Annotated in this window: 11 protein-coding genes and 4 pseudogenes; 13 read left to right on the forward strand and 2 right to left on the reverse strand. The window is 53.8% G+C overall.

The window, feature by feature from the left end; genetic code table 11:
* The first annotated feature begins 9 nt into the window (after nucleotides 1-9).
* The 6 genes and pseudogenes from araA to rsxC all read left to right on the forward strand — a co-directional run bounded on the left by araA (nucleotide 10) and on the right by rsxC (nucleotide 7,008).
* Nucleotides 10-1,515 (forward strand): L-arabinose isomerase, encoded by a 1,506-nt coding sequence (gene araA, locus ACQ86O_RS19710; RefSeq protein WP_431222515.1) that lies wholly within the window; start codon nucleotides 10-12, stop codon nucleotides 1,513-1,515.
* Between the two features lie 101 nt (nucleotides 1,516-1,616).
* Nucleotides 1,617-3,029 carry a glycoside hydrolase family 1 protein gene (locus tag ACQ86O_RS19715; protein WP_431222516.1) on the forward strand — a complete coding sequence of 471 codons (1,413 nt, stop codon included), beginning with the start codon at nucleotides 1,617-1,619 and terminating at the stop codon, nucleotides 3,027-3,029.
* Between the two features lie 209 nt (nucleotides 3,030-3,238).
* Entirely contained in the window at nucleotides 3,239-3,679 is a 441-nt protein-coding gene (locus tag ACQ86O_RS19720; protein ID WP_431222517.1) for a DUF2569 domain-containing protein, read from the forward strand.
* A 143-nt stretch (nucleotides 3,680-3,822) separates the two neighbouring features.
* Nucleotides 3,823-4,403 (forward strand): annotated as a pseudogene (gene rsxA / locus ACQ86O_RS19725) (electron transport complex subunit RsxA).
* On the forward strand, nucleotides 4,403-4,978 hold the full coding sequence (gene rsxB, locus ACQ86O_RS19730; protein WP_431222518.1) for an electron transport complex subunit RsxB: 576 nt from the start codon (nucleotides 4,403-4,405) through the stop codon (nucleotides 4,976-4,978). The pseudogene rsxA and the gene rsxB overlap by 1 nt, the downstream one beginning before the upstream one ends.
* Nucleotides 4,971-7,008, forward strand: a pseudogene (rsxC, locus tag ACQ86O_RS19735) (electron transport complex subunit RsxC). Before rsxB ends, rsxC begins: the two are co-directional and overlap by 8 nt.
* A 45-nt stretch (nucleotides 7,009-7,053) precedes the next feature.
* Here the strand turns inward: rsxC and ACQ86O_RS19740 are convergent.
* A pseudogene (locus ACQ86O_RS19740) lies at nucleotides 7,054-7,946 on the reverse strand (helix-turn-helix domain-containing protein).
* 357 nt (nucleotides 7,947-8,303) lie between these two features.
* Here ACQ86O_RS19740 and rsxD point away from each other — a divergent pair.
* The 5 genes from rsxD (at nucleotide 8,304) to dtpA (ending at nucleotide 13,480) form a co-directional block, all read left to right on the forward strand.
* On the forward strand, nucleotides 8,304-9,389 hold the full coding sequence (gene rsxD / locus ACQ86O_RS19745) for an electron transport complex subunit RsxD (RefSeq protein WP_431222519.1): 1,086 nt from the start codon (nucleotides 8,304-8,306) through the stop codon (nucleotides 9,387-9,389).
* Nucleotides 9,390-9,398: 9 nt separating this feature from the next.
* Nucleotides 9,399-10,028 (forward strand): electron transport complex subunit RsxG, encoded by a 630-nt coding sequence (gene rsxG, locus ACQ86O_RS19750; RefSeq protein ID WP_431222520.1) that lies wholly within the window; start codon nucleotides 9,399-9,401, stop codon nucleotides 10,026-10,028.
* Nucleotides 10,025-10,723: an electron transport complex subunit E gene (locus ACQ86O_RS19755; RefSeq protein ID WP_431222521.1), complete on the forward strand. Its 699-nt coding sequence runs from the start codon at nucleotides 10,025-10,027 to the stop codon at nucleotides 10,721-10,723. The genes rsxG and ACQ86O_RS19755 overlap by 4 nt, the downstream gene beginning before the upstream one ends.
* Nucleotides 10,723-11,364, forward strand: a complete 642-nt coding sequence (gene nth / locus ACQ86O_RS19760) for an endonuclease III (protein ID WP_431222522.1) — start codon at nucleotides 10,723-10,725, stop codon at nucleotides 11,362-11,364. The genes ACQ86O_RS19755 and nth overlap by 1 nt, the downstream gene beginning before the upstream one ends.
* A gap of 604 nt (nucleotides 11,365-11,968) precedes the next feature.
* On the forward strand, nucleotides 11,969-13,480 hold the full coding sequence (dtpA, locus tag ACQ86O_RS19765; RefSeq protein ID WP_431222523.1) for a dipeptide/tripeptide permease DtpA: 1,512 nt from the start codon (nucleotides 11,969-11,971) through the stop codon (nucleotides 13,478-13,480).
* Nucleotides 13,481-13,553: 73 nt separating this feature from the next.
* On the opposite strand, the gene ACQ86O_RS19770 is transcribed toward dtpA, so the two are convergent.
* On the reverse strand, nucleotides 13,554-14,117 hold the full coding sequence (locus ACQ86O_RS19770; RefSeq protein ID WP_431222524.1) for a helix-turn-helix domain-containing protein: 564 nt from the start codon (nucleotides 14,115-14,117) through the stop codon (nucleotides 13,554-13,556).
* Nucleotides 14,118-14,227: 110 nt separating this feature from the next.
* Here ACQ86O_RS19770 and ACQ86O_RS19775 point away from each other — a divergent pair.
* Together ACQ86O_RS19775 and bla are read left to right on the forward strand one after the other, a co-directional pair.
* Nucleotides 14,228-15,411, forward strand: a pseudogene (locus tag ACQ86O_RS19775) (benzoate/H(+) symporter BenE family transporter).
* 46 nt (nucleotides 15,412-15,457) lie between these two features.
* Nucleotides 15,458-16,351: a class A beta-lactamase gene (gene bla / locus ACQ86O_RS19780; protein ID WP_431222525.1), complete on the forward strand. Its 894-nt coding sequence runs from the start codon at nucleotides 15,458-15,460 to the stop codon at nucleotides 16,349-16,351.

The raw sequence follows: 16,351 nt of genomic DNA on the forward strand, positions 1-16,351 counted from the left end.
GAGTCTCTGATGGACGTGTTTAAACAGCGTGAAGTGTGGTTCGTGATTGGCAGCCAGCATCTGTATGGCCCCAAAACCCTGCAACAGGTAAAAGAAAACGCCGAGCTGGTGGTCAACAGCCTGAACCGTGAAGCCGGATTGCCGGTGAAGCTGGTGCTGAAACCGCTGGTCACTACACCAGATGAAATCACCGCCGTCTGCCGTGATGCCAATTATCACCAGGATTGTATCGGTATCCTTACCTGGCTGCATACCTTCTCACCGGCCAAGATGTGGATTGCCGGTCTGTCGATCCTCCATAAACCGCTGTTGCAGTTCCACACCCAGTTCAATGCCGAGATCCCTTGGGACAGCATGGATATGGACTTTATGAACCTCAACCAGACCGCTCACGGTGGCCGCGAGTTCGGCTTTATCGGTGCCCGTATGCGCCAGCAGCATAGCGTTATCGCTGGCCACTGGCAGGACAAACAGGCTCAGGCGCGTATCGCCCAGTGGATGCGTGTCGCCAACGCCAAGCAGGAAAGCCAACAGCTGAAAGTCGCCCGTTTTGGCGACAACATGCGCCAGGTCGCAGTCACAGAAGGCGATAAGGTCGGCGCACAGATCCAGTTTGGCTATTCCGTCAACGCTTACGGTATCGGCGATTTGGTCAGCGTGATCAACGAAGTCAGCAAGGGCGAGGTTGATACCCTGATCGAAGAGTACGAAGCCAGCTATGAGCTGACCGATGCAGTGAAAAGCCAGGGAGCCAAACGCGAAAACCTGATCGATGCGGCGCGTATTGAACTGGGGATGAAACGCTTCCTTGAGCAGGGTCAGTTCCGGGCGTTTACTACCAACTTTGAAGATCTGCACGGCATGAAACAGTTGCCGGGCCTGGCGGTACAGCGCCTGATGCAGCAAGGCTACGGTTTTGGCGGCGAAGGCGACTGGAAAACGGCGGCCCTGCTGCGCATCCTGAAAGTGATGGGTAGCGGGTTAAACGGCGGCACCTCATTTATGGAAGATTACACCTACAACTTCCAGCCGGGTAACGATCTGGTTGTGGGCTCACACATGTTGGAAGTCTGCCCGTCGATCGCCAAAGAGAAAAAACCGCTGCTGGATATTCAATACCTGGGTATTGGCGGCAAGGCCGACCCGGCTCGTCTGATCTTCTCTACCCCGGCAGGTCCGGCGGTCAATGCCAGCCTGATCGACATGGGCGATCGTTTCCGCCTGTTGGTCAACCAGGTTGACACCATTGAGCAGCCGCACCCATTGCCAAAACTGCCGGTGGCGCGGGCTATCTGGCACGCTCAGCCAACGCTGGCAACCGCGGCAGAGGCCTGGATCCTGGCGGGTGGCGCACACCATACCGTGTTCTCACAATCGCTGAATGCCGATTATCTGCGCCTGTACGCCGAGATGCACAATATCGAGTTCCTGCTGATCGACAATGACACCACCCTGCCAGCCTTCAAAAACGAAATCCGTTGGAATGAAGCCTATTACCAACTGAACCGTCGTTAAGCATTTCACAATACTGCAACCGGTTTCAGAAACCGGTTGCAAACACATTTCGACTCAGCCTAAACTATGCTCAGTGTTTTTCATCTAGAGAGAGAATAGTTATGTCTGCTTTCCCGAAATCGTTCCTCTGGGGCGCGGCTACCGCGGCGTATCAGGTTGAAGGCGCACACGATGCCGATGGCAAAGGCCCTTCTATCTGGGATACCTTCTCCCACCTGCCCGGTACCACTTATCAGGGCACCAACGGTGACGTTGCTGTCGATCACTATCATCGCTTCCGTGAAGACGTGGCACTGATGGCTGAAATGGGGATGCAGAGCTATCGTTTCTCTATTTCCTGGCCTCGCCTGCTGCCGCAAGGCCGTGGCAAGATCAATGAAGCCGGGGTCAAGTTCTACAGTGATTTGATTGATGCGCTGCTGGAACACAACATTGAGCCGATGATCACCCTGTATCATTGGGATCTGCCACAGGCATTGCAGGATGAAGGCGGTTGGGAAGCACGCAGCACCGCTGAGGCCTTCGAGGAGTACGCCCGCCTGTGTTACCAGCGTTACGGCGATCGTGTCAAACTCTGGTCAACCTTCAATGAAACCGTATGCTTTATCGGTTTTGGTTATATCACCGGCGGCCACCCACCGGGTGTGCAAAGCCCGGCGCGCGCCATCCAGGCCTGCCACCACGTATTTGTAGCCCACGCCAAAGCGGTAGCGGCATTCCGCACCAGTGGTATCCAAGGGCAAATCGGCTTTGTAAACGTATTGCAGACCCATACTCCACTCAGCCAATCCCCTGAAGATCTGGCGGCCTATCAACTGGCCGAAGGGATCTTTACCCACTGGCTGTACGATCCGGTGCTGAAAGGTGAATACCCGGCTGAACTGCTGGCACAGACTCAGGCACTGTGGGGCGTTCCGCAATTTGCCCAGGGTGATGAGCAACTGCTGCGTGACAATATCTGTGACTTTATCGGCCTGAACTACTACAAGCGTGAAACCATCGCGGCCAACAACCAGGGATCACACCTGACCATTAATACCACCGGCGAGAAAGGCAGTGGCCACCAGCAGGGTAATGAATTCGGCTTTAAAGGGCTGTTCAAGTTTGTTCGTAACCCTAACGGCGTGTATACCGATTGGGACTGGGAGATCTACCCGCAGGGTCTTACCGAAGGCATTATGAATATCAAGGCGCGCTATGGTGATATCCCTATCTATATCACCGAAAACGGCCTGGGAGCCAAAGACCCGATCATCAATGGCGAAGTGGTGGATGACGATCGTATCGATTATCTGCGCCAGCACATTGGCGCGATCGAAGATGCCATCAAACAGGGGGCAGACGTGCGCGGCTACTATCCTTGGTCGTTTATCGATCTGCTGAGCTGGCTCAATGGTTTCCAGAAACAGTATGGTTTTGTCTACGTCGACCATAATAAGGCGCTGGCGCGCCAGCGTAAGAAGAGCTTCTTCTGGTATCAGAAACTGATCGCCAGCAACGCTGCGCAACGTTGATCCTGTAACCCCAGAGCTTTTTCAGCTCCCCTGCCAGTCAACTGAACCTGACTGGCATTTTTTGTTGCCAAAATGCTCATAACCTTGATTCAGACATTGATTTCCCCTTACTCTCGCACATTGCTTTAATCTATACCCTGTGAATTTCGAGTTGCAGCTAACAACGCGGCAGCGTGAAAGACGACGGGTATACCACTTAGGAAATCGTTATGAACCAAGCCGAATTTTCCCGCATCGGCGGTTGGCTACTGGCCCCCATGGCCTATCTGATCGTCACCCTGCTCAGCGCAAGCCTGATGCTGATGCTGTACGGCATGGCCATTTTTATGCCGGAATCGCGCGATTACCTGATCACCAATGCCGAAGCCTTCACCCTGCAATGGTATCTCTCGGTGCTCACTTCGCTGATTATGTGGTGTTTCACGCTGTATTTATTGTGGCTGTTCTGCCAGCGTTCCCAGCGTTTTCCCAAGCTGTTTCTGGTGTGGTTGCTGATCACCGTATTATTGGCCATCAAAGCTTTTGCCTTTTCGCCGGTGTCTGATGAACTGGCAGTGCGCAGCCTGCTGTGGCCGTTGGTGATGGCAGCACTGTTGGTGCCCTATATGAAGCGTTCCAAGCGGGTTAAAGGTACTTTTACCGAAAAATAAGGGCTGTAAGGCACGATTTGCACGCCTCGCTGTGTAAATTTTCATCAAAATAGACAAGAAATCGCAATACCCCTGCGATTCATATGTTGTCGTTATGCCGCCGATTCCCGATAATAGGCGGCTTTTATTTTTTAGGCATTGCAATGACCGAATACCTGCTCCTGTTTGTCGGCACCGTGCTGGTGAATAACTTTGTCCTGGTGAAATTTCTGGGCCTGTGCCCATTTATGGGTGTTTCCAAAAACTGGAAAGTGCCATCGGTATGGGCATGGCTACCACTTTCGTCATGACGCTGGCTTCAGTTTGCGCCTGGTTGATCAACAGCTTTATCCTGATCCCGCTGGATCTGGTGTATCTGCGCACGCTGTCCTTCATACTGGTGATCGCGGTTGTGGTGCAATTCACCGAAATGGTTGTGCGCAAAACCAGCCCGGCGTTGTATCGTCTGCTGGGGATTTTCCTGCCGCTGATCACCACCAACTGCGCCGTTCTGGGCGTTGCCTTGCTTAACGTGAATCTGGGCTATAACTTCCTGCAGTCTGCGGTTTATGGCTTCAGCGCCGCTGCTGGCTTCTCGTTGGTGATGGTACTGTTTGCCGCCATCCGCGAACGCCTGGCGGTTGCCGACGTGCCGGCCCCCTTCCGTGGCTCTTCCATCGCGCTGATCACCGCAGGCTTGATGTCCCTGGCCTTTATGGGCTTTACCGGTTTGGTGAAATTCTAATGACGGCCTTGTGGATTGCGATTGCCGCATTAAGCGCATTGGGGTTGCTGTTTGGCGTGTTGCTGGGCTTTGCCGCGCGCCGCTTTGAGGTGGAGGAAGATCCGGTTGCCGAGCAGGTAGATGAGATCCTGCCGCAAAGCCAGTGCGGCCAATGTGGTTACCCAGGCTGCCGCCCGTATGCCGAAGCCGTTGCCAATGGCGAGATGATCAACAAATGTGCCCCCGGTGGGGAGCAGGTCATGCTCAAACTGGCAGAGTTGCTTAACGTGGAACCTCAACCCTTGGAGGGTGATGAAGCTATCGCTGAGCCGGTGCGCAAAGTAGCATTTATCGACGAAGCCAACTGTATCGGTTGCACCAAATGCATTCAGGCCTGCCCGGTCGACGCCATTGTTGGCGCTACCCGCGCCATGCACACGGTGATAACCGATCTTTGTACCGGCTGCGATCTGTGCGTCGCGCCTTGTCCAACCGATTGTATTGAAATGATACCGGTCGCCACCACTACCGCCAGTTGGAAGTGGGATATGAAAACCATTCCGGTGCAAGTGATCCACGTGGAGCAACATGTTTAATCTGTTCACCGCCTTTAAAAAAGATCGGATCTGGGATTTTGATGGTGGCATTCATCCACCGGAAATGAAAATCCAGTCCAGCGGTGTGCCGCTGCGCGTGCTTCCCTTGCCCGAGGTTTTTATTGTCCCTTTACAGCAGCATCTGGGGCCTGAAGGCGAGCTATGCGTTAAAACTGGCGATAGCGTATTAAAAGGCCAGCCGCTGACCTTTGGCCGTGGCCGTACTTTGCCAGTGCACGCCCCGACATCCGGAACCATCCGTGCTATTGAGCCGCACGTAACCGCACATCCCTCGGGGTTGGCTGAGTTGTGCGTATTTATCGAGCCGGATGGGGAAGACCGTTGGTGCGAACTGATGCCGGTGGCGGATTATCGCCAACTGGACCCGGCGGAGATTATCCAGCGAATTCATCAGGCTGGCATCGCCGGTTTGGGCGGTGCGGGTTTCCCAACCGCCAGTAAGCTGCAGGGTGGCCGCCAAGAGGTGGAAACCCTGATCCTCAATGCGGCCGAATGTGAGCCTTATATCACCGCTGACGATCGCCTGATGCAGGAACACGCCGATCAGATAATCGAAGGCACCCAGATCCTGCGCCACCTGCTGCAACCGAAAACCACGCTGATCGGTATCGAAGATAATAAACCGCAAGCGATTGCTGCATTGAAAATCGCCTTGCGCGATCACAACGACATTACCCTGCGGGTGATCCCCACCAAGTATCCTTCCGGTGGCGCCAAGCAGTTAACCAAGATCCTGACGGGTAAAGAAGTGCCCCATGGCAAGCGTTCTTCAACCATCGGCGTGTTAATGCAAAACGTCGGTACCGCTTTTGCCATCAAGCGGGCCATTGTTGATGGTGAGCCGTTAATTGAACGCGTGGTCACCTTGACCGGCGAAGCCATGAGTAAGCCAGGTAATGTCTGGGCACGCCTGGGTACGCCGGTCCGGCATCTGTTGAACTTTGGCGGTTTCCAGCCACAGCCTCAGCAAATGGTGATCATGGGCGGCCCGTTGATGGGCTTCACCCTGCCTGCGTTGAATGTGCCGATAGTCAAAATCAGTAACTGTTTGCTGGCACCCACGGTCAGCGAGATGACGCCACAAGAACCGGAGCAGTCCTGTATCCGCTGCGGGTTATGTGTCGATGCCTGCCCCGCCGGGCTGCTGCCACAACAGCTTTATTGGTTCAGCCGTGGCGAAGAACACGAGAAAGCCCGCAACCACAATCTGTTTGACTGCATTGAATGCGGTGCCTGCGCCTATGTCTGCCCCAGCAATATTCCGCTGGTACAGTATTATCGCCAGGAAAAGGCCGAGATTAACGCACTGGATCAGGAAGCGGCACGTACCGCAGAGGCCAAGGCGCGTTATGAAGCCAAGCTAGCCCGTTTAGAGCGGGAAAAACTGGCACGAGAAGAACGCCATAAAAAGGCGGCAGTGAAGCTGACCGATAGCGATCAGGGAGCCGTTCAGGCTGCCTTGTTGCGGGTTCGCAGCAAGAATAATGAGGCCGTTGCCGTCATTGCTAACGGCCAGGAGCCGGATAACAGTGCGGCTATCGCGGCCCGTGAAGCGCGAAAAGCACAGGCCAGAGAGCGTAAGGCTCAACAAATGGCTCAAGAAGCACCAACCGTCACTGCGCCAACGGATGAAGATCCCCGCAAAGTGGCGGTTGCAGCGGCTTTGGCACGAGTCAAAGCCAAGAAGGCTGCGCTGACAGAGGATCAGAAGCCTGCTTCAACGGTTCTTGAAGACGACCCCCGCAAGGCCGCCGTTGCCGCCGCTTTGGCCCGTGTGAAAGCAAAAAAGCCGCGCAGCTACAGCCGGAAGCGCCAACAGCGGATGAGCAGGAAGACCCCCGCAAAGCTGCCGTGGCCGCCGCCTTGGCCCGTGTGAAAGCAAAAAAGCCGCGCAGCTACAGCCTGAAGCGCCAACACCGGATGAGCAGGAAGACCCCCGCAAGGCCGCCGTGGCCGCCGCTTTAGCCCGTGTGAAAGCAAAAAAGCCGCGCAGCAATTGGCGACAGTAGAGAAAGAGTGATCCGGACGGTGCTTTGCGAACGCAAAGCACCGGTTTAGTCGATAGAAATCAGATAGGTGTAATTCACATCGATCTGGCGCAGTTTAGCCTCCTGATTCCAGGCGTTGGTTTCCAGCATCTCCATCTCTACGCTCCCACCGACTTCATTACGTAGCCCCGGCATCACATGCGTAAGCAGGTAAGAAATAAATTGCCCGCACTCTTTAGCCGTTCCCTGATGAGAGATAGAGATATATTCGCGCCCCGGGACATGAATATTGTCGATCTGGTGACCAGAAAGAATGTCCTTCTTGTGTTCCGGCTCCACCGCCATGATATGCGTAGCCGAACATTCACCATCGGTACGCTCATTTGCCGTATGAATACTGAAAACCTTGTGGCAATCCACATTCAACCCTCTGAAGAAGTTATTAAAAATCTCCCCCTTCATGGCGATGCAGGAAGAAAGCTCCATCTTTTGCTCTGTCTCAAACTCTAACTGGCGGGTAAACCCTACCAGTTGCATATCCGGCAGCGTCTGCCGCTTGACCTCAGGATAAAAACCGGCCTCGTAAACCGCCTCAAAGTTAAAGCGTGGTATCAAATTCTTCACGTCCCATTTGTCCATGGTTCGATAACGATTTGGTGTGGTGCCAAAGCGTTGTTTGAACATGCGGGTAAAGGTTTGCTGCGAATCGAAGCCCAGTTCATCCGAAATATCAATAATCGTACGGTTGGTGATACGCAGCGCCACTGCGGCACGGGTCAGAATGCGTGAACGGATATAAGTAGCCAGTTGGACACCGGTGATACGTTTGAATTTACGTTGCAGATGCCACTTGGAATAGCCTGATATGCGTGCCACTTCGTCAAGGTTTGGGCGCGACTCCAGATGAATTTCAACCCATTCAATCAGTTCTTCAATAAAAAAATGTCTTCATTAGTCATTATTATTTATCACTAACTTATTAATATTCGGAATAATAACCTAAATCGATTATACAAATGTTGTTATTTTGTGCGAATAAACAGTCCAAAAATAACAGGTTAGCGTTGAGGATACCAATCCCCGCGGTATTTTTACACACTAAACTGAGGAATATCAGATTAGCGCTATTCAACGAGTGAGCGTCAAAAACTCCAATCGTGCTTGGCGATCAAAAAACTGCTGCTGAAACCTGAATATCCTTATGATTAGCACGTATTACCTGGAGTGGGATTGCGGTAGAATACGGCGCAATAATTTTCCCCGGTGCCCGCACCGTGAACGCGCAGCTAACGTGGCAAAGAAATGGTAGTTATCCTATGAAGTTCAGGCCGGTACAACAGACCGCCCCCAAAGGCTTACACATCGCCAGTTCTCCTTTTACACATAACCAGCAAAGCACCAGTCGCATCATGCTTTGGGTTATGCTGGCCTGCATTCCCGGCATCATTGCCCAGGTCTGGTTCTTTGGTTATGGCAGCCTGATCCAGACCGCATTGGCCATGATGACTGCGCTACTGGCCGAAGCCGCAATTCTCACCTTACGTAAACAGCCGGTAAAATCCCGCCTGGCAGATAACTCTGCCCTGCTTACCGCCTTGTTACTTGGCATCAGCCTGCCCCCGCTGGCCCCCTGGTGGATGATTGTCATCGGTACCTTTTTCGCGATTGTGATCGCCAAACAGCTGTACGGCGGCCTGGGGCAAAACCCTTTCAACCCGGCCATGGTGGGTTATGTGGTGCTGCTGATTTCCTTCCCGGTGCAGATGACCAGTTGGTTACCGCCGGATGAACTGCGCGCCACCGCTCTGTCATTTCAGGATACTCTGCTGACCATTTTCAGCGGCCACACCACCCAAGGGGCAACCCTCCATCAATTGCAGATGGGCGTTGATGGCATCAGCCAGGCCACGCCGCTCGACGGATTTAAAACCGGCCTGCGCAGCGGCCATTCTGTTGAACAGGTATTACAGCAACCGCTGTTTGGTGGCGTGCTGGCCGGTATCGGTTGGCAGTGGATTAACCTGGGCTTCCTGCTGGGCGGGCTGTTTATGCTGGGCCGTAGGCTGATCCATTGGCAGATCCCTTTCAGCATGCTGGCGGTTATCGCCTTGTGCTCAGGACTGGCCTGGACGCTGGATCCTGCGCATCAGGCATCGCCGCTGATCCATTTATTCTCCGGGGCCACCATGCTCGGTGCGTTCTTTATTGCCACCGACCCGGTCAGCGCCTCGACTACGCCTAAAGGCCGGCTGATTTACGGTGCGTTAATTGGTCTGCTGGTCTGGTTGATCCGGGTATATGGCGGTTATCCGGACGGCGTAGCTTTTGCCGTATTACTGGCCAACATTACCGTGCCGTTGATCGATCACTACACGCAACCGCGTGTTTATGGCCACCGCTGAGGACCTTACATGCTTAATTCCATGAGAAAGCATGGCATCACCCTGGCCGTGTTTGCCGCAGTAACCACCGGCCTGACCGCGGTGGTGTATCAATTGACCAAAACCACCATTGCCCACCAGGCGGCGTTGCAGCAAAAAGCGTTGCTGGATCAGGTCGTGCCGGCGGAAATTTATGATAACGACATGCAGAGCGAATGCTTTGTCATCAGCGATCCCGCTTTAGGCAACGCCGCACCTCATCGTTTGTATCTGGCGCGCAAAAATGGCCAGCCGGTTGCTGCTGCGCTGGAAACGACCGCGCCAGATGGCTACTCCGGCGCCATTCAACTGCTGGTAGGCGCCGATTTCAACGGCACGGTGCTGGGCAGTCGCGTGATGGAACACCATGAAACGCCGGGTTTGGGGGACAAGATTGAACTGCGTATTTCCGACTGGATCACCGCTTTTAGCGGTAAAAAAATCGATGGTCCGGAGGATACGCGTTGGGCAGTGAAGAAAGATGGAGGTATGTTTGACCAGTTCACGGGTGCCACCATCACACCCCGCGCCGTGGTCAACGCGGTGAGACGTACAGCGTTGTATATGGAAACGCTGCCGTCTAAACTTGATACCTTGCCTGTCTGCGGAGCCAGCGAATGAGTGAAGCCAAAGAGTTAATCGTGCAGGGGTTGTGGAAAAACAACTCCGCGTTAGTGCAATTATTGGGCCTGTGCCCACTGCTGGCTGTCACCTCAACCGCGACTAACGCCCTGGGGCTTGGATTGGCCACGACGCTGGTGCTGATCATCACCAACGGTTCAATTTCTGCCTTGCGCCGCTGGGTGCCAAGTGAAGTGCGTATCCCGATTTACGTGATGATCATTGCGGCCGCAGTCAGTATCGTGCAGATGCTGATTAACGCTTATGCCTTCGGCCTGTATCAGTCTTTGGGGATTTTTATCCCGTTGATCGTCACCAACTGTATCGTGGTGGGCCGCGCAGAGGCGGTAGCGGCAAAAAAACCGGTTGGGCTGGCGCTAATTGACGGGATGGCTATCGGGTTGGGCGCTACCGGCGCCATGTTCGTGCTGGGCTCCCTGCGCGAACTGATTGGCAACGGCACGCTGTTTGATGGCGCAGATATGCTACTGGGCAGTTGGGCCAAGGTACTGCGAATCGAAATCGTGCATTTTGACAGCCCTTTCCTGCTGGCCATGCTGCCACCGGGCGCCTTTATCGGCCTGGGGTTGATGCTGGCGACCAAATATGTGATCGATGAAAAAATGAAGGCACGCAAAGCCAAGGCCTTGCTGGCTGAACCTAATATGGAACAGGGACACGCAGAGAAAGCGTAATGAATAAAGAGAAACGCCAGGAGATTTTGATCCGCCTGCGGGATAACAACCCGCATCCAACTACCGAGCTGGTTTATACCACGCCTTTTGAACTGTTGATTTCGGTATTGTTATCGGCGCAGGCCACCGATGTCAGCGTTAACAAGGCTACCGCCAAACTGTATCCGGTGGCGAATACGCCAGCGGCCATGCTGGCGTTGGGGGTCGATGGCGTCAAGGAGTACATCAAGACTATCGGCCTGTTCAACAGCAAGGCTGAGAACGTGATTAAAACCTGCCGTCTGCTGCTGGAAAAACACGGAGGCGAAGTGCCAGAGGACCGTGCCGCGCTGGAAGCCCTCCCCGGTGTGGGCCGTAAAACGGCCAATGTGGTGCTGAACACCGCTTTTGGCTGGCCCACCATTGCCGTAGATACGCATATCTTCCGGGTCTGTAACCGCACCCATTTCGCGCCGGGTAAAAACGTCGAACAGGTGGAGGAGAAGCTGCTGAAGGTGGTTCCTGCCGAGTTTAAGGTTGATTGCCATCACTGGTTTATCCTGCATGGGCGATATACCTGCATCGCCCGTAAGCCCCGCTGCGGATCATGCATTATTGAAGACCTGTGCGAATTTAAAGAAAAGGTTTATCCGCTGGATTGAACCTGCCGGGTACCCTTTTCAGGTGCCCATGGCTCTCCCCTCTTTATGACTTCATTTTTATCAAAAATGTGACGTCAAGCAGCATTAACCTTGGTCAATACTGGAATTTTGGCAGGAAAGGCCTCTCTGAGATATTTTCAATAGAAAAATTAGTCAGAAATTGTGGCTAACTTCACGCTTTGGCGATCACAACCCGTTCACAAAGACTGCTTGCTATTTCTCTAATTTCTAAAATTTTACACAAACAAGGTTATGCACAACAAACCAAGGCATATATGCTAATGAGCAATGATATGGGCTGGATATGATTAAAATAGCAGAACATATGCCCGTTTAAACTCAGAGCATCTTTTAATCAAAACAAAAATTTGGCAAATCGAAAATTATCAAACGTTAATACTGCATAACATTTGTAACATGGTTGCATAGCGTTGCCGAAGTTATATGTAACGGAATATGTAAAACAGCTTGCCTCGTTGACAAAGATAGTGAACATTATCGGCCGTCATCCCATCCTATAACAACGCAGAAGGATGCAGTCCTGCATCACCTTTTGCAATTTCCCGTCTTGATAATACGGGCAGTGAAAAAACCAGAGGTACCAGTGTCAACTGCAAACAACAACTCATCGGAAAACGTTAGCCTTAATGCTTTTAAGCAGCCAAAGGCGTTCTACCTGATATTCTCGATCGAACTCTGGGAACGTTTCGGTTATTACGGCCTGCAAGGCATTATGGCCGTCTATCTGGTCAAAATGCTGGGTCTGAGCGAAGCCGACTCCATTACGCTGTTTTCTTCCTTCAGTGCGCTGGTCTACGGTTTTGTGGCTATCGGCGGCTGGTTAGGGGACAAAGTTCTCGGTTCCAAGCGTGTGATCGTATTAGGTGCCATCGTCCTGGCCGCCGGTTACGCCATGGTGGCCTATTCTGGCCATGATATTTTCTGGGTCTACCTGGGGATGGCCACTATCGCCGTAGGTAGCGGTCTGTTCAAAGCCAACCCTTCTTCCCTGCTGTCTACCTGTTATGAGAAAGACGATCCGCGTCTGGACGGTGCATTCACCATGTACTACATGTCCGTCAATATCGGTTCGTTCTTCTCTATGCTGGCCACCCCGTGGTTGGCGGCAAAATACGGCTGGAGCGTAGCCTTCTCACTCAGCGTCGTTGGGATGTTGATCACTCTGATCAACTTTATGATGTGCCATGGCTGGGTTAAGCAATACGGTTCCAAACCTGATTTCAAGCCGTTGCAGGTTCAAAAGCTGTTGATGGTACTGGTTGGTGTGGTCGCGCTGATCGCGATCTCCAGTTGGTTACTGCACAACCAGGTTATCGCTCGCTGGGCGTTGGCTATCGTCTCTGTGGGGATCGTCATCATCTTTGCCAAGGAAGCCTTCGCCATGCACGGTGCGGCTCGCCGCAAGATGATCGTGGCCTTCCTGCTGATGCTGGAAGCGGTGGTATTCTTCGTGCTGTACAGCCAGATGCCAACCTCCCTGAACTTCTTCGCCATCCATAACGTTGAACACAGCATTCTGGGTATCGCCTTTGAACCAGAGCAATATCAGGCTCTGAACCCATTCTGGATCATGCTGGCCAGCCCAATCCTTGCAGCTTTGTATAACAAGATGGGCGATCGCCTGCCGATGCCGCACAAGTTTGCCTTCGGTATGATCCTCTGCTCCGGTGCATTCCTGGTGCTGCCGTGGGGCGCAAGCTTCGCTAACGAGCAAGGCATTGTTTCCGTTAACTGGCTGATCCTGAGCTATGCGCTGCAAAGTATCGGTGAATTGATGATCTCCGGCCTGGGCCTGGCGATGGTAGCTCAGTTGGTGCCACAACGCCTGATGGGCTTTATCATGGGCTCCTGGTTCCTGACGACCGCTGCCGCCGCGTTAATCGCTGGTAAAGTTGCCGGCCTGACCGCGGTTCCAAGCGATATCAACGATGCGCATGCCTCGCTGGCGATTTATAGCCATGTGTTTATGCAGATCGGTATCGCCACCGCCGTTATCGCCATACTGATGATGCTGACCGCACCAAAACTCCACCGCATGACGCTGGACACAGCAGAAGATACGCAAGCAAAAGCGCAGGCTGCTGCCGCTAACTGATCCCGCTGCGACCACAAAAACGCCGAGCAATCCTCGGCGTTTTTTATTACCCGTCTCCCCTCGGAACCATGGACTAACCCTGCGGATAATGAATCAGGTCATGAAATCGCACCGGTGCTGAGCTGGCATTGCGATAACCATGTGGGCAATCCGCCTGAAAACGCATGGCCTCACCTTGGGTCAGGCTGTGCCAAACCCCATTAATAGCCAACTCCAACTGCCCGTTGATAACGATCACATGCTCAATCACTCCCGCCTCATGTGGCGATGACTCACTGAGCGCCCCCGGAGCCAGATCGATCACAAACATATCGAAGCCCAGTTGTCGATCGAAAGGGAACAATGGCACCACGCGCATATCGGCGTTGTCCTGTTTGAAGGTCGGCAACTCGCCATAGCGGTGTAACATCGCGGTCTGTTGCCATGGCGCGGCCTCCAGAAAGGCGGAAAAAGCCACGTTAAATCCGGTGGCAATTTTCCACAACGTGGCCACCGTCGGGCTGGACTCCCGCCGCTCAATCTGCCCCAGCATTGCCTTGCTGACGCCGGTTTTATCGGCAGCCTGGCTCAGGCTCCAACCGCGCTGCTCCCGCAGTGTTTTCAGGGTTTGTGCCAAATGGCTGGAAAGATCCTGCATCCTGTTCTCCCGGCTGTAATTGGTGGATTATAACCCCTTGTGCGCTATAACGCACGATGCTATGCTGCGATACCACGTGCGTTATAACGCACATTGCATCGGGGTCGGCTATGCGCCCAGCTTTATCATTACGCCATTTCTCTTTTTCTGCTCTGGTAGCAGGGTTTGTCGCCGTGTTGGTCGGTTATACCAGTTCTGCGGCCATTATTTTCCAGGCCGCCGCCGCTGCAGGAGCCAGCCCGCTCCAGATTGGCGGTTGGCTGAGCATGCTTGGGCTAGGGATGGGGATCACCTCACTCGGGCTTTCGCTGTATTACCGCACGCCGATCCTCACCGCCTGGTCAACGCCTGGCGCCGCATTGCTGGTGACCAGCCTGCCCGGTACGCCACTCAATGAGGCTATCGGGGTATTTGTCTTCGCCAGCGGGCTGATTTTGTTGTGCGGCGTAACCGGTCTGTTTGCCAGGTTGATGAATTACATCCCGCAGGCCATTTCTGCCGCGATGCTGGCAGGCATATTGCTGCGCTTCGGGCTGGATGCTTTTGCTTCTTTGCAGATCAATTTTGCTCTCAGCGCCAGCATGTGTCTGGTATATCTGTTCACTCGGCGCTACCTGCCGCGCTACGGGATCGTTTTGACGTTGCTGTGTGGGCTGGCGATCGCGGCGTTACAGGGCCATATTCATTTCAGCCAACAGACTTCACTCTTCGCTATACCGGAGTTTATAGCACCGCGCTTCACGTTATCGACACTGCTCGGTATTGGCATCCCCTTTTTGTGGTGACGATGGCTTCGCAGAACGCCCCCGGTATTGCCACCCTCAAGGCGGCTGGCTATGACGTGCCAACTTCTCCACTGATAAGCTGGACGGCATTGACAGCCTTGCTGCTGGCGCCTTTCGGTGGTTTCACCGTCTGTATTGCCGCCATTACCGCTGCCATCTGCATGGGTCCGGACGTCCATCCTGATCCTAAGCGCCGCTATATGGCTGCTGCCGCCGCTGGCGGGTTTTATCTGTTGGCTGGTGTATTTGGCGGCACAATCGGCATGTTGTTCGGCGCGTTGCCGGTGGCGTTGATCCACACCATCGCCGGATTAGCCCTGCTGGGAACCATCGCTGGCAGTCTGCAACGTGCACTTCAGAATGAAAAACAGCGTGACGCCGCGGTGATCACCTTCCTGATCACCGCTTCGGGCCTGACGTTACTGGGCGTAGGGTCGGCATTCTGGGGGCTTCTCGGTGGTGTTATCGCTCACGCTATTTTTTCGCTGCCACGGCGCATAACCCATTGAAATTCGATATAGTAAGCTGCCGAAAAACTCCTTAGGATGGTTTGCCATGCCCTTCTCCCCTCTGCGCCGTAAATTGATCATCGCCGCTGCCGCAATTCCTGCGCTAAGCGCTCTTAACCCGCTGCTGGCTTATGCCGCGGGTGATAAATTACAGCAAGCTCAACAACAGCTTGCTGAGTTGGAAAAAGCCTCTGGTGGTCGCCTGGGTGTCTTTGCACTCGATACCGCTAACGGAAAAACGCTACAACTTAATGGCGAGCAACGCTTCCCATTTTGCAGCACCTTTAAGGTGATTGCCGCCAGCGCCATTTTGCACCACAGCCTGAGCCACAGTGGCTTTATGGAAAAACGTATCACTTACCAGAAAAGCGATCTGGTGGCCTATTCACCCATCACGGAAAAGCATCTCAACAACGGTATGACCGTTGCCGAACTCTGTGCCGCAGCGTTGCAATACAGCGATAACACCGCGGTTAACATGCTGATGAAACAGATTGGTGGGCCTGCCGCCATCACGGCCTACGCCCGCAGCATTGGCGACACCACTTTCCGCCTGGATCGTTGGGAAACCGAACTTAACTCCGCCATTCCTGGCGATGAACGCGACACCACCACGCCGAAAGCCATGGCAGCCAGCCTGCAGAAGCTGACGCTGGGAAGCGCGTTACCGGAGGCTCAGCGCCAACAGTTGGTGACCTGGATGAAAGGGAACACGACCGGGGATAAACGTATTCGTGCGGGCGTGGCGGCAGGTTCGATCGTCGCCGATAAAACCGGTGGCGGCGATTACGGTACCAGTAACGATATCGCAATTGTCTGGCCTGAAGGGCGGGCACCGCAGGTGATCGTCGTTTACTTTACGCAGCCTAAACAGGATGCTGCGTCCAACAGTGAGGTGATCGCCTCTGCAGCACGTATTGTTAGCCAGGCGTTAGCCTAA

The organism is Serratia sp. L9 (genome assembly GCF_050632285.1).
Taxonomy (GTDB): Bacteria; Pseudomonadota; Gammaproteobacteria; order Enterobacterales; family Enterobacteriaceae; genus Chania.